This window comes from Marivirga aurantiaca (assembly GCF_016679925.1).
GTDB lineage: Bacteria > Bacteroidota > Bacteroidia > Cytophagales > Cyclobacteriaceae > Marivirga > Marivirga aurantiaca.
Window position 1 is genome coordinate 157,786 of sequence record NZ_JAEQBW010000008.1, and the last position, 20,075, is coordinate 177,860.

The 20,075-nt window shown below is 37.7% G+C and carries 14 protein-coding genes; 4 read left to right on the forward strand and 10 right to left on the reverse strand.

Annotated features, from left to right (window positions below):
• Window positions 1-17: 17 nt before the first annotated feature.
• Window positions 18-5,093, reverse strand: a complete 5,076-nt coding sequence (locus JKA74_RS15940; protein ID WP_201432218.1) for an MBG domain-containing protein — start codon at window positions 5,091-5,093, stop codon at window positions 18-20.
• 203 nt (window positions 5,094-5,296) lie between these two features.
• Here JKA74_RS15940 and JKA74_RS15945 point away from each other — a divergent pair, with 203 nt between their 5' ends.
• Entirely contained in the window at window positions 5,297-6,481 is a 1,185-nt protein-coding gene (locus JKA74_RS15945) for a glycosyltransferase family 2 protein (protein WP_201432219.1), read from the forward strand.
• A gap of 33 nt (window positions 6,482-6,514) precedes the next feature.
• Here the strand turns inward: JKA74_RS15945 and JKA74_RS15950 are convergent, their stop codons facing one another.
• From JKA74_RS15950 to JKA74_RS15985, 8 genes are all read right to left on the reverse strand, one after another.
• The gene (locus JKA74_RS15950) at window positions 6,515-8,776 is read right to left on the reverse strand and encodes a tetratricopeptide repeat protein (protein WP_201432220.1); all 2,262 of its coding nucleotides are present in this window, start codon (window positions 8,774-8,776) and stop codon (window positions 6,515-6,517) included.
• 194 nt (window positions 8,777-8,970) lie between these two features.
• Complete coding sequence (coaE, locus tag JKA74_RS15955) at window positions 8,971-9,558, reverse strand: dephospho-CoA kinase (RefSeq protein ID WP_201432221.1); 588 nt, start codon at window positions 9,556-9,558, stop codon at window positions 8,971-8,973.
• Window positions 9,555-10,532 carry a YbbR-like domain-containing protein gene (locus JKA74_RS15960; protein WP_201432222.1) on the reverse strand — a complete coding sequence of 326 codons (978 nt, stop codon included), beginning with the start codon at window positions 10,530-10,532 and terminating at the stop codon, window positions 9,555-9,557. The genes coaE and JKA74_RS15960 overlap by 4 nt, the downstream gene beginning before the upstream one ends.
• A 15-nt stretch (window positions 10,533-10,547) precedes the next feature.
• Complete coding sequence (gene yajC / locus JKA74_RS15965) at window positions 10,548-10,868, reverse strand: preprotein translocase subunit YajC (RefSeq protein WP_201432223.1); 321 nt, start codon at window positions 10,866-10,868, stop codon at window positions 10,548-10,550.
• Between the two features lie 10 nt (window positions 10,869-10,878).
• Window positions 10,879-11,457 carry a DUF1573 domain-containing protein gene (locus JKA74_RS15970; protein ID WP_201432224.1) on the reverse strand — a complete coding sequence of 193 codons (579 nt, stop codon included), beginning with the start codon at window positions 11,455-11,457 and terminating at the stop codon, window positions 10,879-10,881.
• 48 nt (window positions 11,458-11,505) lie between these two features.
• On the reverse strand, window positions 11,506-11,811 hold the full coding sequence (locus JKA74_RS15975; RefSeq protein ID WP_201432225.1) for a YtxH domain-containing protein: 306 nt from the start codon (window positions 11,809-11,811) through the stop codon (window positions 11,506-11,508).
• Window positions 11,812-11,937: 126 nt separating this feature from the next.
• The gene (nusB, locus tag JKA74_RS15980; protein ID WP_201432226.1) at window positions 11,938-13,119 is read right to left on the reverse strand and encodes a transcription antitermination factor NusB; all 1,182 of its coding nucleotides are present in this window, start codon (window positions 13,117-13,119) and stop codon (window positions 11,938-11,940) included.
• A gap of 71 nt (window positions 13,120-13,190) precedes the next feature.
• A complete protein-coding gene (locus tag JKA74_RS15985) occupies window positions 13,191-14,294 on the reverse strand; it encodes a Glu/Leu/Phe/Val family dehydrogenase (RefSeq protein ID WP_201432227.1) in 1,104 nt (367 codons plus the stop codon).
• 624 nt (window positions 14,295-14,918) lie between these two features.
• Between JKA74_RS15985 and JKA74_RS15990 the strand changes: the two genes are divergently transcribed.
• On the forward strand, window positions 14,919-16,703 hold the full coding sequence (locus JKA74_RS15990) for an ABC transporter ATP-binding protein (protein WP_201432228.1): 1,785 nt from the start codon (window positions 14,919-14,921) through the stop codon (window positions 16,701-16,703).
• Between the two features lie 117 nt (window positions 16,704-16,820).
• Here JKA74_RS15990 and JKA74_RS15995 read toward each other — a convergent pair whose 3' ends face one another.
• Window positions 16,821-17,885 carry a VOC family protein gene (locus JKA74_RS15995; RefSeq protein WP_201432229.1) on the reverse strand — a complete coding sequence of 355 codons (1,065 nt, stop codon included), beginning with the start codon at window positions 17,883-17,885 and terminating at the stop codon, window positions 16,821-16,823.
• A gap of 296 nt (window positions 17,886-18,181) precedes the next feature.
• Here JKA74_RS15995 and JKA74_RS16000 point away from each other — a divergent pair, with 296 nt between their 5' ends.
• Window positions 18,182-18,601, forward strand: a complete 420-nt coding sequence (locus JKA74_RS16000) for a transposase-like zinc-binding domain-containing protein (RefSeq protein ID WP_201432230.1) — start codon at window positions 18,182-18,184, stop codon at window positions 18,599-18,601.
• 110 nt (window positions 18,602-18,711) lie between these two features.
• Complete coding sequence (locus JKA74_RS16005) at window positions 18,712-20,070, forward strand: porin (protein ID WP_201432231.1); 1,359 nt, start codon at window positions 18,712-18,714, stop codon at window positions 20,068-20,070.
• The last annotated feature ends 5 nt before the right edge of the window (window positions 20,071-20,075 follow it).

Genomic DNA, 20,075 nt, shown 5'->3' on the forward strand with positions numbered 1-20,075 from the left:
CGATTGTCCTGTTTATATTATTTTAAAATAGTAACAGTACCCTCATATTTACGTCTTCCATTGTTTAAATCAATTAAATAGAAATAAGTACCTGCCGGTAATAATTCACCTTTGTAGGTGCCGTCCCATTCACATTCCCTGGAGGAGCAGTTGTACAGGAGCATACCGTTATTGTTGAAAACTGATATTTTCACCTGTTCAAATAATTCCAGGTTAACGAAATCCCAGGTATCATTTACACCATTCCCATCAGGGGTAAATGCATTTACTATATCCAATTCCGGTAGCACATTGATTATTTGTAATTCCCTGCTTACCGGCTCGCTATGTAATAGGCCATCGGATACTTTGATGCTGAGGCTTTTAATAGCTTCATCAGAAGTCAGAGGATTTACGTTCTCGTAGGTTACTTGTCTTAAAGCAGTTTCATAGGCAGATTTGGTAGCCTTTCCTGTCAATAGGTACACTCCACTTTCCCTATCAAAACTACCACTAATTACCTGCTCGCTCTCTTCTGTCATGGAGATTCGGTCTTCCTCAGGATTATAATTTTCTGTAATTTGAACAAAGGCACTATCAATAAATTGGTCGTCAACATCTGTTACGGTAATAGTTTCAGTTAATTTGATGGGATCCGACCCCTGGATATAATCAATAATACTGGTTTCAATATTGGAAAGCACGGGCGCATCATTTACTGAATCTATTTTGATAAAGATATCAGCCTCTTCCGAAAATTGATAGCCATCACTGGCAGACCACTGTAGCGTTATTTCTCCAAAGAAATTGGAAGGAGGAATATATTGAATGGAGGGGTCTGTTGAAAAGTCTATTTCCTGGCCAGGCTCAATATTTTGTCCGTTGCTTTGAATGGTCCCTCTGCTCCAGTTGAACTTGATGGTTTCTAAATTGTCATCATCAGCATCATAAAAGGATTGCTTCAATTCTGAAATACCAAATTCATAAGGGCTGTCCTCTTGCATAGTAATATAGATATCATCCACAGTTGGGGCCTGGTTCATTCTAAGACGATAATTTTGTTCAGCAAATTCGCCTTGTGAATCAGTGATTCGTAAAGCAATATCTTCATCACTGGCATCTACCGGCACCTGCCCCTCCAAAATAGCTGTGCCATTACCATTATCAGTAAAGTTAAGCCATGACGGGGCTGACAAAGCTTCAATAACAAGCACATCGTTAGGATCTGCATCCCTGCCTGTGATCTCATAGGAATAATTGGTTCCAGCTAATGCTCTTTCCACAGGATCTGATGTGAATTCAGGAGCATCATTAACAGCTGAGACTGTCACTTTGAAAGTCTCTTCTGTGAAATTTATATCTTCAGGCCCATCATCTTGCAGATGCACAGTCACAGTAGCAATACCAAAAGAATCAGGCATTATGGTATATTTCAGGACTCCATTTGACCCAGGAGATGTATAGTCTACCGAAAGGGACTCAAAGAGCCCGGGGAAATCAGTGCTTGCGGTGATACTTATCTGTTGATTGCTTTCTCCTCCAGTACTAATACCTGTTAACGGGATGGTAAATTCATCAGGAGTATCCTCCATGATTGGGTCAGTATCTGGAATAGGGTCAATAGTTGGAGGTAGATTTTCATTGCGCACAGTAATTTCAAATGATTGATTATCACTGGCTCCTTCTGAATCTTCCGCTATGAGTTCTACCATGAAAGGGCTGTTTTCCACATCAGCGACACTTGGAGTCCCACTCAACGTAAAATTACCATCAAAATTAAGCCATTCAGGTTTTTGAATTACGCTGATGGTTATCTCATCATCTTCATCAGGGTCTTCCACAGTGATGACATATTCATATAAGATATTTTGAATGGCCGAAGTAGCCGGCTCCGAGGTGATTATTGGTGGATCATTTACGTTTTCAACAGTGATCGTGAAATTTTGGGTAACTTTTAGCCCCAAGAAATCTTCTGCCTCCAAAACGACAGTATAGCTTCCCACATCCTGGTTAGTTGGAATTCCTGAAAGAGAAGCGGTGTTCCCCTCAGTTTCAAATGTAAGCCAGTCAGGAGCTGCCAGTAGGTTTATACTTACCTCATCATCATCAGGATCGGTTACCGTTATTTCATACAGATATTCCTGATCTTGCGTGGCAGAAGTAACAGGGGTGGAGGTAAATTCCGGTGCCCTATTGGGAAAATCTACTTCAATAGTAAAGGATTGCTCCGCACTTGCCCCTTCAAGATCTTCAGCCAATATCCTCACAGAGCGGGATGCTGCCCTATCACTATTTCGCGGAGTTCCCTGTAGTCGGCCACTGCCATTTTCCAAATCTGTAAAGTTTAACCAGGAAGGTTTCTCTAGAATTGTGAGGGAAACTTCATCGTTTTGGTCAATATCATTGGTAGTTATATGATAAGTATATTGAACATTTACAGTTGCCTGGGTGACAGGTGTACTGGTGAAAACAGGAGGGTCATTGACATCAATTACCTCAATATCAAAAAATTGTTCATCGGTATTGTTTTTATCATCGCTTACCTTCAAGGCAATCCCATAGCTGCCCACTTGGTTATTGCCTGGTGTTCCGGAAAGCAGGGCCGTTCCATCGCCATTGTCAGTGAGGTTTAGCCATGTCGGCAAGGAAATAATATTTGTGATTGTCAGTATATCTCCCTCATCATAATCTATAGCCTCTATTTCATAACTATATAGCTCATCTTGTAAAACCTCAGTTACAGGTTCACTGGTAAATATCGGGGGATCCTGTACTGGAGTAATAATTAGGCTGAATGTTTCGTTCGTAAACATTCCATTACTATCCGTTGCTCTTACAGTAATGTTAGATGTGCCACTTATATTGGGTTCAACGCTTAAGGTGAGTAGACTTCCTGTCAATGAAAACTCGCTAAACAATTCAGGTGCAGTATTTGAAATTATTTCAAATACTAGTTCACTATCTTCATCTTCGGTATCACTAAAATAATCAAGGAAATCAATTTGTATTGGATCGCTATCTTCCGGGAATTCTAGATCTTCTATTCCTGAGCTTACAGGTGCACTATTAATGATTAATATAGCGGTTTTAGTACCTGTATAATTGGTTTCGTTTATATTGACCTCTACTTGATATTCTCCACTTGCAGAAGGTGCCTGAGTACTTCCATCATAAGTGGTAGTATAAGAGAGTCCTTCAGGAGAAGTGGAAACTGTTACTTCCTTGGGAGAGCCATCATAATTCTGTAGAAGCCCTGTAATGGTGATGCTTACTTCCGCTTTGTGAACGGTGAATGATCTTTCTACCACAGGCGCGGCATGATAATTCTCATTGCCGGGTTGGGAAGCTTTCACTGTTACATTCCCAGCTCCGCTAATGGTCAGGGTATTTCCCGAAATGGAAGCATTCCCGGATACAATAGAGAAGCTTACCGGCAAACCACTAGTGGCGCTTGCAGATAAAGTGAATGGTTCATCCCCATAGGTTTTGTCACTAATGGCATTAAAAGTAATAGTTTGATTGGCTTTTTCTATAGTTAAAGTAGCGTTCACATAATTGAAGGTATAGTTTTCATCGTTCCCCCCACTTAATGTAATGGGGTAGGTTCCCGCTTCACTATCGGTAGTGGCCTGCGTACTAATGGTAGGTGCCGTATCCAAATCGCTTTCATCATCTTCATTAAGAAATCCTGAATAAGTAAAAGTAAGAGTGGGAATAGCAGTACCATAGGGAATGGTTTTATTATCAGCTGTTACTGTCAAAGGGGCTTTGGCAACGTTAAATGTTTGCTCGGCAGAAGCCGGGCTATAGTTTTCATTTCCTTCTTGAGAGGCTTGAACAGTTATATCGCCTGCCCCGGTAATAGTTAATGTATTTCCTGATATGCTGGCATTACCTGAAATCACAGAATAGGTGATGGGTAGCCCTGTGTTGGCACTGGCAGAAAGGGTAAATGCCGGATCCCCATAGGTTTTGTCATTGATGGGATCAAAAGTGATATTTTGATTGACTTTTTCTATAGTTAATGTAGCATGCTCATAATTGAAACTGTAATTATTGTCGTTACCTCCTGAAAGTGTAATTGGGTAATCCCCAATATTACTATCCTGAGTAGCTGTAGTACTGGCAGTAGGGGCTGTATCCAGATGACTGGCATCTTCATTATTGACAAAGCCAGAGTAAGTAAATGTAAGTGTGGGAATGGGGTCACCATATGTAATTGTTTTGTCATCTGCTGATACAGTAAGTGGAGCCCTGGCTACGTTAAAAGTTTGTTCCTTTGGTGAGGCAGGATTATAATTCTCATTTCCTTCCTGAGAGGCTTGAACAGTCATATCCCCGGTGCCTGTAATAGATAATGTATTTCCTGAAATAGTGGCGTTCCCTGAAATCACGGAGAAGCTTACCGGCAGCCCGCTACTTGCACTTGCTGATAACTCAAAAGGAGCATCGCCATAGGTTTTATCGTTAATGGCATCAAAAGTGATTTCCTGATCAATTTTTTCTATAGTTAATGTAGCATCAACATAGTTGAATGTATAGTTGTCGTCAGCACCACCTGAGAGAGTGATAGGATATTCCCCTGCGTCACTTTCTGCGCTGGCGGTAGTACTTGCTGTTGGAGGTGTATCCAGATCGGTTTCAGTGTCATCATTCACAAATCCTGAATAGCTAAAAGTTAGCGTGGGGATAGCTTCTCCATAAGATATGTTTTTATTATCAGCAGTTACTGTTAAAATAGCTTTGGAAACAGTAATGGTAAAGCTTTGCGTACTGAAGCTTGATGGGTCGAATAATTCCCTCACTCTCAATGTAATAGGGAAATCTCCTGTTTCTGTAGGGATTCCTGAAATACTTGCTGAACTAAAGAATGAATCGAATGAAACTCCATCAGGTAGCGGACCCGAATCCAGGCTCACCTGTAAAATATCTCCTTCCTCATCGTCTACTTCAATATTATATTCGTAAGTAGTTCCATAGGTAGATTCAGTGAAAGGAGTGCTTGTAAATACTGGAGCTGTTTGAGCGAATGAGCTATGAGCTGCCTGACATACTAGAAAAAGTGGCAACAAAAGCACAAAAAGTGATTTGTTCTTTAATAGCAAAAATGACATAGTTTATTGTTGCATTGCCTGACGGAAAAAAGTAATAAATTAGTTTTTACATCTTATTTTTTAAATAAATCCTGTAGAATATTACATGATGATATAAAGCTAATGTATTCCCTCTTTGTGTCAGAAAATATGGTTCAATAATTCTTACGTGCTTTTTAGGATATTGAATACAATTTTTAGGAAAAAAATAAAAAATTAAATAAATGGAAGTAATTTTTTGGTTAGGAATTGCAGTAATAACTTACACGTATATTGGTTATCCTCTCTTATTGTTTTTGTTGGTTAAATTAAAGAGAATGATACGGCCTTCTGTTTCACTGCTTTTTAAAGAAAATGAACTCCCTTATGTAAGCCTGATAATAGCCTGCTATAATGAGGGAGAAGTCCTAAGAGAAAAAATCCAAAACACCCTATCTCTCGATTACCCTGCTGATAAATTGAATATCTGTTTTGTTACAGATGGTACTTCCGATGGTAGTGAAAGAATGGTGGCAGAAGATGAACGTCTTACGTTATTTCATTCGCATGAAAGAAAAGGTAAAAATGCAGCGATTAACAGGGTTTTACCTCTGCTAGATTCCCCTATCCTGATTTTCTGCGATGCCAATACCTTTCTCAACAAAGAGGCTATTTTTAAGATTGTACGGCATTATAAAAACGAGAATGTAGGGGCTGTTGCTGGTGAAAAACGAGTGGAGTCTATTGGTGAATTGGATAGGGCAGGAGAAGGGGAAGGTGCTTATTGGAAATATGAATCCGCCTTAAAGAAGTGGGATGCGGAATTAAAAACAGTAGTTGGTGCAGCCGGGGAATTATTCTCTGTTCGGAAGGAATTAATGGAAAAAGTGCCTGATGGTATCTTGATTGAAGATTTTTATGTTTCAGTTAAAGTAGCACAAAAAGGCTATAAAGTTGTTTACGAGCCTGATGCCTATGCAGTGGAAGGAGGATCGGCTTCCATCTCAGAAGAAAGGAAGAGAAAAGTAAGGATATCGGCAGGAGGATTGCAGGCAGTCTGGCTTTTCATGCCGTTATTAAATATTTTTAAATATGGCTGGCTTAGCTTCCAGTATGTTTCCCATAGGGTGTTACGCTGGACTTTAGCTCCAATGTTTCTGGTGATAGTTCTTTTATCAAATATTTATTTAGCGATTGACCAACAGGGGTTATATATTTATTTATTGGTGGCACAGAGCCTTTTTTACGCTTTTGCATTAATGGGAAAGTTCACTGAAAATATGGAGAGGTCACCTAAGGTTTTCTTCATTCCCTTCTATTTCGTATTTATGAACCTCTCTGTATTTCAGGGTTTTTTTAGGTTGGTCAGTGGAAGGCAATCTGCTGTTTGGGAGAAAGCGGAAAGGGCAAAAGCTACTGGATCGATATAAGTTTTAACATTTATATCAAAACAAAAAACAGGTTTAAATCCTAATTCCCAAAACCAAAACATCATCTGTTTGTGGTTTAGTCCCCCTCCATTGTTGAAAGGTTCTTTCCAGCTTGTCTTCTTGCTCTTCAGGGGGAAGGTGGTATATGGACTTCAGGAAATTATAAAAGTTAGGTTTCATAAATTTTCTATCATGAGGTCCTCCGAATTGATCCTGATACCCGTCTGTACTCATATAGATCATGCTTTCCTTTTCAATCTTAAGTTGTTTTTTGGTAAAAGCCTTATTGCTTTGCTGGATACTCCCAACAGAATTTCTGTCTGGCTTTATGGTTTGTAACTGTCCATTGCTCACAATATAAAGAGGTATTTTTGCCCCTGTGAATTCTATGGTGTTTTTCCCTAAATCTAAAAAAAGCAAGCCTATGTCCAGACCATCTGTACTTAGGCTTCCGAATTGTTGCTGGTGGAGGCTTTGCTGAATTTTCTGATCCAGGAGAGAGACCACTAAATCGGGGGAGGAAATGCCTGTTTCCACTATAATCTGATTCAATAATGAATTGGCCAAAACAGTCATAAATGCACCGGGAACTCCATGTCCGGTACAGTCTACTACTGCAACAGCTATTTTATTCTCTACTCTTGCATTCCAATAGAAATCCCCACTTACTATATCTTTTGGTTTGTAATAGACAAAAGATTTTGGGAATTCATGTTTAATCAACTTTGTAGAAGGCAACAATGACTCCTGAATTTGACGCGCATAAATGATGCTGTCGGTAATCTGTTTGTTTTTATCTTCTAAAATTTCACTTTTTTCTCCCAATTCTTCTTTTTGCGATTCTATTTCAGCCTTCTGTTTCTGAATAGCTTCATTTTGTATTTGTAATGCTTTATTGGTTCTGGTTTTTAGCTTATTTCTGCTGTAGAGAATAATGATGAGAATTAGGAGTAAGAAAGATCCAAAACTAAGGGCAATCAGAAAAAACTTTCTTTGTTCTGCCTGAAGCTGTTTGATGTCATTTTCTTTTTTTAACAAATCTATCTCTTTTTCTTTCTTGTCAATATTGTAGAGTGTTTCTATTTCAGCTATGGATTTGATGTTTTCTTTACGATATTTCTTTTCTGATTCCAGCATGTATAACCGCATATAAACCAGTGCATTATCCTTGTCTCCTACTTTGTCATAGTACTTGGCCAGCTTTTGATAACAATCTTTTAAAGTGCCTTCCGAATTTATTCTTTGAGCAATGGCCAAACTGTTTTTTAATTCAGTAATAGCTTTTTTGAAATCTTCAATATCAGTGTAAATATCCCCGAGTTCCAATCCTATTCGGGCGGTTAATTCCGGCATAGACTGCTCAGTTGCCAAGGTTTGTGCTTTCGATAAGTAGGTTTCAGCTATTTTAATCTCATTTTGTTGACGGTATACTTTTGCAATATCAAAGTAGGAATAGGCCAGCCCACTGGAATCTCCTGATACGGAATCAATACTCATAGCTTTTTTAAAATGGCTCAAAGCAGAATCATTTTGGTTATTGGACAAATAGTAGTTGCCAATATTGCTATAGGTGGTAGCGATATTGTAGGGTTCCCCGTTGTGCCGTGCCATTTCCAGGGCATTGAAAAGGTACTCTTTTGCTTTTTGATGTGTGCCCAGCCCCTGATAAATATTGCCCATCGTATTGAGGGTAATTTCAGTACCTTTTTTAATGTCGAGCCCCTCTTTTATCCGAAGAGATTGAATGCAATATTGAATAGCCTGATTATAACTCTCCATATAGGTATAAATATCACAGATGAGCGCCAGGATGTTCGCTTGCTGTAAGAGATTCTCTGTATTATAATAACTATCCAGGGCGGTTTTGGCGAAATTCAATGACGACCGGTACCTGTCTCTATAAAAGTAAATATTAGCTAAAGAATAAGCCGACTCAGCAATTCCGGCATCATTTTTCAAATTGTTGAATACTTTAAAAGCTGTTAAATAATACGATTCTGTGAGTTGAAAATCATCATAGATAAAATAAAATTCGCCCATGAAATAATTTCCCCAGGCATATGAAATACTGGTAATATCGTTGTCGGTAAGCTTCATGAGCTTATCTGCATAGTATTTCATTACCTCAGGATCATTATTCCTATTGAACCGGCAAATTTTAACCAGGATGTCAGTTCTTTCCGTTTCATTTTCTGTGCCTTCAAGTAAATGAAGCAAGCTGTCTGTGGGATCATTTATCGCCTTAGCAAAGGGGATATTTATTAGTAGGAATATGTAAAATATCCATTTTTTCATGGGTATGCTAATGTGAAGAGAGAATATAAAAATAAACTAAACCCTTCCTAAAATGAAAATATAAAGTCATTTTGATCTTGAATTATATTGCAATCTATTAAAATTATTTATCAATGGTTAATGGAATATTTATTTCTCATTCATAAATGATCACATGGTAAAGGAAAGCTCTTCTTAAATCTGAAAGGAGTGATTTAAATGGATAGTTTTTGATTTAATTCTACCACCTGCTTTATGACAGATTGGCTGTCATCATTAAAGATAACATAATCGGCCATTCTTAACCTTTCCTCATCACTCATTTGCTTTTTCATGATGGATAGCACCTCCTCTTCTTTTCGTTGAGGGTCACGGGCCAAAGTGCGATCGAGCCGAATCTCCTGACTGGCATGTACATTGATGGTAGCGTCCAATTGTTTATAGGAGCCTGTTTCAAAAAGCAATGCAGCTTCTTTTAGCATGTAGGGTTTGTCTGAGTGTTGGATGCACCAGTTATAAAAATCATTGGCTACAGCAGGGTGTACCAGCTTGTTAAGTATTCTGAGTTTCTCGTCATTTCCAAAAACTATTTTGCTTATATAGCTCCTGTTGAGCGTTCCCTCCGGAGAATAACTTTCAGCTCCGAAGTGTTGTTTGATTTGACTAACCAGTTTAGGATCATTTTCCTGAAGCCATTTGGCCCTGGCATCAGCGGGATAATTGGGAATACCTAAAAGTTCAAATATTTTACATATGAGGCTTTTACCTGCACCTATGCCTCCGGTAATACCAATCTTTTTCATTGTCTCTGGTAGTAATATTCCACTGAATCCACTTCAATAGTTTTATTTCTAAGGAGTTGAGGCAAAGCTTTTATCTCAGGTAATACTAAGGAATCACTTTTGCTCATTTTCCTGTAATCAATTTCCAGTTGAATGCTGTCTAAGTCAAACTTACCTGCAAGCTTTTCTTCTATATTGAAATTTAAATAAACCAGGGTGTCATCAAAAACATAATTGGCAGAATCTAATGGTGCATTGGTCAATTGGAAAGGTATCATCAATTCCTGATTAATAAACCTTTCCACTGTAAAGCTTATTTCTACTTCAACAGGCCTTCTATTCACCAGGCTGGAGCCAAAAGTAGGAAGTTCTTTTTCTTTTTTATAGTCCCTGCTGATTTCGGTCTCGTTGATTTTTAGCAGGATTACATCAGGAATGGTTTTTATAAAACGTTCGGGGCCAGTAAATTCGGCCGAATCAACGGAAGTGTTGATAACAGAAGTAATTCTAAAGTTCTCTTTGAGGTCAATTTCCAGGCTGTCCACTTCAATTTTGGCTTTTTTGGTTTTAATGGAATCTATTTCAATTGGAAGCCGATCCGTTTCAATAAAATTGAGTTGTAATTCTGTTATCTGGTCAGAAATCAGTGGGTAAAGGGAAGATCCTAAAATGAAACTATTTCCGGCCGGATCTGATAGTTGAACTTCCACCGGATCATTGGTAAACCACAATGTTTTTCTAAGCAGGTTCCAACCTCCTCCTGTTACATTAATTTGAACCTCCTCCGGTAATTCCTCTACAGCAACATATACTGAATCAGGATAAGTAAATTTGATGGGGTAGTTTATACTGGTAGTATAGCTGTCGTTAAGGGCATTAAAAAACCAAAAAGTGGTAGCTGTGACAATGCACAAAACTACCACTTTTAAAGTTTCATTTGAGTTGGGCAGAAAGGTATTACTCAGCCCATCCAATATTTTATCTATAATTTTCAAATATTCTTACAAATCTTATTTGCCCTGTAGTTTTTTACTTTGTTCTAACGAAATGGAAGATTTCTCAAAAGTAAGCTTGATTCCTTTATCAACCTCCAAAGTGATTTTATCATCATCAACACTGAAGATTTTTCCGTGCATTCCTCCAATTGTTACTACATTATCACCTTTTTTAATGTCTTCCACAAACTTTTTGTGATCTTTCTGTTTTTTCTGTTGTGGTCGGATCATAAAGAAGTAAAAAATCAATATAATTCCACCAAAAAGGAGGAGCTGACTCATCCATGCATTACCACCACCATCAGTTGTAGCTTGAGCAAAAATTAATTCTATCATGTATCTGTTTTTATTGTTTTACCGGTCCTGCTTCTGTAGCTTCAGCTTTAGGCTCTACAAAAGCTTTGATTGTTAAGTTGTTGGTAGCAGGCCAGGTATTGGCTGTAATTCTTACTACTTTGCTGTCCTGGTTTTTCTTTCCACGAGAATTGTATTTTACTTCAATTTCTCCTGATTCACCCGGAGCAATTGGCTTATCTTTCGGATAGGAAGGTACAGTACAACCGCATGAAGAAGAAGCATTTGAAATTAATAAAGGAGCTTCTCCTGTGTTTTTGAATGTAAATACTTTAGTAACTACATCGCCTTCTTTGATATTACCAAAATCATGAGTTTTTTCAGTAAAAGTCATGGCAGGTAGAGGTCCTTCCGGTTTCTCTTGTGGAACATTGGCATGCTCTGCTTCATCCGAATGTGCGTCATTAATGTTGATTGGTTGAGCATTATTTGCTGTGGAGTTGCCATTACCCTCTAATGCAGCTATTCTTCTTTCTAAATCTGTAACTCTTTTCTCCAAGTCTCCATTTGAGCAAGCGCTTAGGTATAAGCCACCTGCAACAAATAAAATTGCATAAACTATTTTCTTCATTTTTATACTGTTTAATTTAAGATACTTCTTGTTTAATATTCAATTTAATTATTCAGATTCCTTTTGTTTGATCTGGCCAAGTAGTTCATCTACATCTGTTAAAAGTTGTTCGGCCTTTAACTTGGCAGAGCTAATCACTTTTTCACCATCACTTCTGGCTACACTTAAGCCAAGCTCCTTGCCGTCTGATATGTCATTCAATAAATCTTCAAGCATTTCCTTATATTTCCCCAGCCTGTAAGAGAGTTTATCCCTGGTATTGATGCCCTTGTCTGGTGCATACAAAATTCCAATTGCGGCACCAACTGTAGCCCCTGCTATAAACATTAATAAATTACTACCTCCTTTGCTCATAATGATTGAATTTTAATTTTGTAAATATATGAGTGTCTTAAGAATGTTACAAACTAAGTACCTGATAATAGTATACAATAAGTAAAACTTTTTAATTCCCTTATTTTGAATCAGGGTATCATTTTATTATTTATTATCGATTAAGCCTCTTCCGCTTTTCCGGATTTTCCCCTGGCTTTCCAGTTCTTCGGAGATTTTATCCAGCATCCCATTCACAAATATTTTACTCTTTTGCGTACTGTAATTTTTTGAAAGATCAATATACTCATTAATTGACACTTTTACAGGGATACTGCTGAAATTCATCATTTCACAAACTGCCATTTTTAGAATAATCATGTCTATTGAAGCTATTCTTTCTGTGGCCCAGTTCTTTGTATATTTTGAAACCAACTCTTCATATTCTTCATTGTTTTCCAGGGTTAGATCAAATAGCTTTTTGAAAAAATCACTATCATCTTCCCAGTTGGCCGATAGCTCTATTAGTTCCACATGCTCAGAACCTTCTTTCAATGATTTTAGCGTTTTCTTTAGCATGGATTTAAGTGCTGATTTGTTCTCTGCCCAGTACAAATCCTTTTCCTCCATATACTTGGCAAGTGTTTCATTCTTAAATACTACCTGCTTTATAATTTGGTCAATAACGGCTACATCTTCCTCAAAAGTAGGGTGGTTCTTCATGAGGTACTCCTGATAGAAGTCTTCCTTTCTAAGGATGTCCCTATACCATTGGCGGACATTGACTTTTTCATCTTCCCATGAGGTGCCATGTCTCACATATTCCCTGTGTAAATCCTCATTCTCCTTAAAAATTTGAATGGCCTGGTTTTTATATAAATTCAATTCACTTTCAAATACCTGTTTGCCTGTTTCAGCCATTCTTTTTTTACGAAGTTCAATTTCTTCTTTGGCCAATTCAGCAAATTCTGTGGTTAATTTGATGATCAAGTAATAATTTTCAAGTAGAGTATCTACGGCATCCACCATATTTTTCTTAATAAAAACATGGTCTTTTTTCACCATATTTTGATAATAGTCAATGGCCTGGCTAACCGCTTTTCTTATTTCAGGGGAGCTGTCGGTTTCCTCCTTTATGTGATTGTGTTGGTAGTTATTCTTGAAAATCGTTTTGGCAACTTTGGCATTACTGCTTAATTGCTCTTTATTTTGCACCTCCATTGAATTCAAATCGGGGGCAAAATAATCTTCAATAAAAGATTTGGCCAATTCGTAATCCGCTTCTTCACATTTTTGAACTGCATACAAGGATTGCATGGCTTTTATTCTTAAAGATCTTCTGTTTAGCATAAGTCAGTAATAAAAAGAACGTAAGTAGAAGGAATATCACTATTCCTTCTGTAAAATTAATGTTTTTGAAATTAGTAAGCCAATTTTACTTTCCCCATATCAGCAATTCGCTTATCGGCAATTTCCAAAGCCGCCTGATGGGGAGTGATGTTTTCTTTTTCAGCTTTGTTTAAAATCTCTGTGCATTTGTCATAGATTTTTTCTGTTTGCTCCAAAGCGAGCTCTTTATTATAATTTCCCATTAATTCCGGGAAGATATTGATGATTCCACCTGCATTTACCAGGAAGTCAGGAGCATAATAAATGCCTTTCTTGGCTAATAGGTTCCCGTGTTTCACCTCATCTTTCAATTGGTTGTTAGCGGCTCCTACTATCACATTCGCTTTTATTCTGGTTATTGTGTCATCATTTAATGTGGCGCCCATTGCACAAGGTGCATATATGTCAGCATCTACATCATATATCATTTCAGGATTCACAACTGTTACATCATGTTTGTCAGTTACCCTTTTGATATTGCTTTCGTTGATATCAGTAATAGTAACCAGGGCTCCTTCTTTTATCAAATAATCTACCAGGTAATGTCCTACCTGTCCAACACCCTGCACTGATATTTTCTTTCCTTGTAAACTGTCAATGCCGTAAGCTTTGTTTACCGTAGCTTTCATTCCCATATAAACCCCATAAGCTGTTACAGGAGAAGGGTCACCACTACCGTTCATTGATTCAGGAAGCCCCATTACATGATCAGTTTCATAAGATAAGTGAACCATGTCAGAGGTGTTCATATTCATATCCTCAGCTGTAATGTATCTGCCACTTAAACTATCCACAAAACGGCCGAATCTTCTCAGGAAAGCTTCGTTTTTTAGTTTTTTCGAATCACCAATAATGACTGCTTTACCACCACCAAGATTTAATCCTGAAATAGCTGCTTTATAAGTCATTCCGCGTGATAAACGAAGTACATCAATTAATGCTTCCTGATCAGAAGCATAGCTCCACATGCGGGTGCCACCTAAGGCGGGGCCTAATACGGTGTTGTGAATGGCAATAATGGCTTTTAAGCCTGTAGGTTCGTCATAGCAGTAAACCACTTGCTCATGACCCATTTTTGTAATTTCATTAAAAGAAGAAAATACTTCGGTATTTTGTGCTTCATTAACTTCTACCATTGCTTAGAGGGTTTAAATATGTCGTTTTTACTTGAGTAAATCTTTTATCTCACTCAAAAGTAATGCAAAAATAGTTTATTTTTCTTAGTTAATCAATCATAGTGGAAATTGTAGAATTCCAATACTAATGGGGTATGTATGCTTTATTTTGGAATAAAAAATTGGTCATTTCTACTATTTAAAAAATAATCTTTCGGGTATTGCAGGTATTGAAGAAGTAAACCTTCCGGAAGATTTTTAACTATTCGATGAAAGATTTTAGCTTGATTTAATGGGGAATTGCCCGGAATGCGAATTTTTTAGCAGGATACTACTATTTTAATAAGTATTGCAATTTATTGGGACAAGGCTAAAACAACCAATTAAATTGTCAGGACTTCATATGTAATAAGTGAGTGATTTATGATAAAAGCAGTCATTGTTGGACAAAAGTTGCATTGCTACTATTTCATATGAATCAAGCATTGTACATTTGTGTAAGCAAGAGAGCATTACTCACTAGTTTCACTAAACTATAGTATGAATTGGGCGTTGTACTTGAGATTATTCAGAGAGATTTACTAATATCGCCTAATTTAATCTTAAAATGCGGATCTTCGGAAAACAAAACCTACAAATGATTAAATGAAGGATTTAAAATATTTAAATAAATACCTTTTCAAATATAAATATCACCTTCTGTTAGGCACTCTTTTTATGATAGTGTCGAACTTTTTTGCTGTGCTCCCGGCTCAGGTGGTACGTTATGCGTTCAATTTGGTGAAGGAAAATATTGAAATGTATCGCCTGTATGAGGGGTTTTCTCTGCAGGAAAACTTCTATGATATTTTTGCCTCGGCTATTTTTATTTATGGTGGATTTATCATTTTGCTGGCTTTGGGGAGAGGTGTATTTCTGTTCCTGGTACGTCAGACCATCATTGTAATGTCGCGTTTGATAGAGTATGACCTGAAAAATGAAATCTACAATCATTATCAGAAGCTTCCTTTAAGCTTTTACAGGCGGAATAATACCGGTGATATTATGAACCGTATTTCCGAAGATGTAAGTAAGGTTCGGATGTATTTGGGACCGGCCATTATGTATTCCATTAATTTGGTAACGCTATTTTGTATTGTAATTCCTATTATGTTTTCGGTGAATGCCACCCTTACCTGGTATTCTTTGATTCCTTTGCCTTTTCTTTCCATCAGCATCTATTTTGTCAATAATTTAATGAACAAAAGATCTGAAAAAATCCAGCAAAGCCAATCCCAACTCTCTACTTTGGTGCAGGAAGCATTTTCAGGAATCCGGGTATTGAAATCATTTGTGAGGGAAGATGATTCGTTGCAGAATTTCACCAAAGAGGCAAATAATTATAAAAACCGTTCTTTAAAACTCACTTTTGTGGAAGCGCTCTTCTTTCCTCTGATCATGGGAATGGTAGGGCTAAGTATTATTTTGGTAGTTTATATTGGTGGGGTAGAGGTGATGAATGGTTCCGTGACAGCTGGTAATATTGCAGAGTTTATTATTTATGTGAATTTATTGACCTGGCCGGTGACTTCTGTTGGATGGGTTACAAGTATTATTCAGCGAGCGGCCGCTTCTCAAAAGCGAGTGAATGAGTTTTTGAATACCACTACTGAAATTGTTTCCACTAAAAATTTCGAAAAGGAAATTGATGGTGATATTGTTTTTGAGAATGTCAGCTTTACTTATCCCGATTCAGGTATTAAAGCATTGAAGAAAGTAAGCTTTTCAGTGAAAAAAGGGGAGACTTTAGCTGTAATTGGTACTACAGGGTCTGGCAAGAGTACAATTGCCAGCTTAATTAGCCGAATGTATGATCCCACTGAAGGAAAAATCACCATTGATAGTATTCCTATAGAGGAGTATAGCGTGGAAAACCTGAGAGGACAAATTGGCTATGTACCGCAGGATGTCTTTTTGTTTTCAGATTCTATTAAGAGAAATATTGCTTTTGGAGCCAATGATCTTACTGAAGAGCAGATATTGCAAGCTTCAAAGGATGCCGATTTGCATAACAATATCATGGACTTTCCTTTAAAGTACGATACGCAGTTGGGGGAAAGAGGGATTACCTTGTCCGGAGGGCAAAAACAAAGAGTGTCCATTGCCAGGGCCATTGCACGTGATCCAAAAATTATGATCATGGATGATGCACTTTCAGCTGTTGATACCAAAACAGAAAATGCTATTCTGAATGCATTGAAATCCATCATGGAGCAACGTACCAGCGTAATTATTTCGCACAGGGTAAGCTCTGCTAAATTGGCCAATTATATAATCGTGCTGGATGATGGCACTATAGTGGAACAAGGTACTGAGCAGGAACTCATGGAAAAAGGGGGAGTATATGCTGAGCTTTATCAGAAACAGCTACAAGGTGAAGCTGTGGAGTAGTTAGGGCACTCTTGAAAAATACTACTATGTTAGAAAAACCTAAAGCCGTGGTTCGTGTCTCACACCAAGCAAAAAAGCCGTGGTTCGTGTCTCACGAACCACTTGATTCAATTGCACCTAATCCTTCACCTCACTCAAGCCCATAGCTTTTAGCATAAATCTTGGCAATGGCTTTTTTGGATCACGTTTTTGTAGATTTAAATACCAACCGATTTTTTTCATAATAGGTACTTTATGAGTCTCCACAAATTCTACTAAAGTACCGTCAGGGTCTTCCACATAGGTGAAATGCCCGGCTGCTTCTCCCATATCAAAGCTGTTGGCACTATCAACTGTAAAGGGAAATCCTTTAGCTTCGCAATTCGCTTTAAGCGCTGGCATGCCATTAATGTCATAGCACAAATGGATGTATCCTAAATCTCCCCAGAATCTATCTTCAAATATTTTCTTAGGGGTTCTGTTGGAGGCTACCACTAATTCTATTTCACTGGCTCCCAAAAGCGGACTGAATGCACCTTCTCGCGGTTTGCTATGTCTTAATAAAATCCGCTTCACTTTTTTGTCCCCACCAGGCAAAGCTTTTAAATCATCAAATACACCTTCTTCTTCATAAATAACCTCATCATAGCCTAAAATGTCAGAATATAATGTCCTTGCATTTTCAATATCTGTTACGCCAATAATGGCTCCATTGGGTCCACCGGGAAGGGCGGTTTTTCTTTTCTGAAACCAGGAAGTACTTGATACTATCTGGAAAATATTATCCCATGGATCTTTGACAAAAAAAGTGAATTTCCCATTTGGATCTTTTTCCAATCCTCCTAAAACATTTAAACCTCTTCTATTAAAAAGATCAAAAGTAGCTTCCACATCCTTGCTTTTCATCTTAGCGATATTGATGCCCAGATCACCTAGTTGGGGGATAAATTTTGGGGCTTCCGGTGTACGGGAAGTATATTGCCAAATTTCGAAACCACCACCACCTTGCATATTGATGGCCAGGATGGCATGGCGGCTTCTGGGCTCCCCACCAGTGTAAGGCAACATCAATGCAGCTTCAGCAGCTTCTTCAAATACCGGTACACTCATACCGAAATTTTGCCTGTACCATGTAAAGGCTGCTTGTACATCTGAAACGCCAATTCCTATTTGCTGAATGCCACTGATGATTGTCTTGTCCATATTGCTCAAATTTTCCAGCGACTAAATAAGCGATTTATACTTTTACTGGCAACTAATCCTTTTAAACAATTTTCATCTACTGAATTGATGATTTTCGAATTAAGTAAAGAAACCTTATAAAATGTAAATGATGAATCGTTGATTTTAAGTATCACGTGTTGCTTAATAGGGTATAGTCAGTATAAAATTTTAGTAATGATGATGAAGTAAGTATAAAATATTGCTAAATTAGTATATATATGCTAAATTGATATATATTGATATTATTTTAACTTTATTACATCTTCTTTTACATTATGAAATTAACTATATGTCCTAAATGTCAGTCCGAGGAAATTGTGAAAAGTGGTATAATTAAAAACAGACAAAGATTCAAGTGCAAGGGTTGTAATTATAATTTCACAGTAAGTAAAGTAGGTAAGGAAATAGATTCTTATTATGTAGTGAAGGCACTTCAACTGTATGTAGAAGGAATTTCAATGAGGGAAATTGAACGGGTACTAGGAGTAAGCCATGTTTCTGTAAGCAATTGGGTAAAGAAATATAACATAAAATCACCTGAGAAATATGAGTATCATCCCACTTATAAAGTGTTGTCACATAATGAATTAATCCGTTTTGTACAAGAGGAAAACAATTTAAGCGAAGCAGGTTTGATGATCACTTCCTTAGGAGATAAATATATGGTGATTAGGTGGGAGCGATTCAGACAATAGCTATACTATTAGCAAAAGTATATATAAAAGAATGTAATTAAGTTTTTAGCAGATCATTTTTATGGTGCAAAGCATTGGTTTTGTGAATGTTCACCATAAAAATTTCACCCATGAAAAAACTTATATTACTTACTGTAGTAGTTTTCAGTTTTGCTTACTTTTCGCTAGCCGCTGAAAATGATACAACAAAGAATAATGTAACGAAAACGAAAGAGAGGATTTGGGATAACATTGCTCAACAGGAAGTTGATCATTCCTATAAACCTCTTACTTTAAAGCTCTCCGATGACGGCACCAAATATGTGCGGTTTATCCTATGGCACCAGCAGTGGTTGCAAACAAACAATCTGGCAATTGATGATGCTCCATTAAGATTAAATTCATTGATCAGAAGATCCAGAATACTGGCATTCGCCCAAATTTCACCTCGATTTCTTATCTTAACTCACTTCGGGTTAAATAATTTAACTACAGGAAACATGAATGCACTGGGTAATCAGGGAGACGGGCCTCAGATGTTTTTACATGATGCCTGGACGGAATTTAAAGTCACGGAAAACTCTGATGCGCTTTATATTGGAGGAGGATTACATTATTGGAAAGGCCTTACAAGATTGGCTAACCAAAGTACACTCAATTTTATGACTATGGACAACACCCGTCCATTTGTTCAATGGCATTCTTTAGGAATTACCGATCAGTTTGCAAGGCATATAGGGTTTTATGCAAAAGGACAGATAGGTAAATTTGACTACAGAATTGCAGCCAATAACCCCATGACTCCTGCTAATGCATTGGGTGCTGGTGCCGATTTAATCAATTCTGCTAATGGTGGGGTGGATAGCGATCTGACTTACACGGGAAGTATTGAGCCTAATGCAGATGGCGATCCTGTTGGAAATGCAATTGTAGAAGGCTATTTCCGCTATAACTTCTTAGATACGGAATCCATTAAACTACCTTATCAGGTAGGTACGTATATGGGTAATAAAAAAGTATTAGGTGTAGGTTTAGGCTTCTTTGCTCATCCTAATGGGATGTATAACAATGCAACTGATGAACATGAAAATGTGACTCATTTGGCAGCTGATATATTTTATGATGCGCCACTCGGTTCTTCCGGAAATGCTATTAATGCTTATGCATCTGTGATCAATTTCAACTATGGCGAAAATTACATGTCGCGCTGGGCAGGTACAGGAACCAATATTTATGGCCAATTGGGCTACTATATAGGGAAAGCAAAATTGATGCCTTATGTGGCTTTTCAATCAGGCAATTATGAGGCTTACAACGATAACCTGAATGCTTTTGATGCTGGGGTCAATTATTTTGTAAACGGCCATAATGCTAAAATCACCCTGGAGTACCATACTATTTCCAACAATCCACTGGAAGGTGGGCTGGATGTAAACGGTAACCCCAACGGAGTACAACAACTCAGATTACAACTTCACATATTCTTATAAAACCA

Bases quoted from the DNA above. Each gene is read 5' to 3' on its own strand.
- JKA74_RS15940 (WP_201432218.1), bottom strand. From the start codon at position 5,093: ATGTCATTTTTGCTATTAAAGAACAAATCACTTTTTGTGCTTTTGTTG.
- JKA74_RS15945 (WP_201432219.1), top strand. From the start codon at position 5,297: ATGGAAGTAATTTTTTGGTTAGGAATTGCAGTAATAACTTACACGTAT.
- JKA74_RS15950 (WP_201432220.1), bottom strand. From the start codon at position 8,776: ATGAAAAAATGGATATTTTACATATTCCTACTAATAAATATCCCCTTT.
- coaE (WP_201432221.1), bottom strand. From the start codon at position 9,558: ATGAAAAAGATTGGTATTACCGGAGGCATAGGTGCAGGTAAAAGCCTC.
- yajC (WP_201432223.1), bottom strand. From the start codon at position 10,868: ATGATAGAATTAATTTTTGCTCAAGCTACAACTGATGGTGGTGGTAAT.
- JKA74_RS15970 (WP_201432224.1), bottom strand. From the start codon at position 11,457: ATGAAGAAAATAGTTTATGCAATTTTATTTGTTGCAGGTGGCTTATAC.
- JKA74_RS15975 (WP_201432225.1), bottom strand. From the start codon at position 11,811: ATGAGCAAAGGAGGTAGTAATTTATTAATGTTTATAGCAGGGGCTACA.
- nusB (WP_201432226.1), bottom strand. From the start codon at position 13,119: ATGCTAAACAGAAGATCTTTAAGAATAAAAGCCATGCAATCCTTGTAT.
- JKA74_RS15985 (WP_201432227.1), bottom strand. From the start codon at position 14,294: ATGGTAGAAGTTAATGAAGCACAAAATACCGAAGTATTTTCTTCTTTT.
- JKA74_RS15990 (WP_201432228.1), top strand. From the start codon at position 14,919: ATGAAGGATTTAAAATATTTAAATAAATACCTTTTCAAATATAAATAT.
- JKA74_RS15995 (WP_201432229.1), bottom strand. From the start codon at position 17,885: ATGGACAAGACAATCATCAGTGGCATTCAGCAAATAGGAATTGGCGTT.
- JKA74_RS16000 (WP_201432230.1), top strand. From the start codon at position 18,182: ATGAAATTAACTATATGTCCTAAATGTCAGTCCGAGGAAATTGTGAAA.
- JKA74_RS16005 (WP_201432231.1), top strand. From the start codon at position 18,712: ATGAAAAAACTTATATTACTTACTGTAGTAGTTTTCAGTTTTGCTTAC.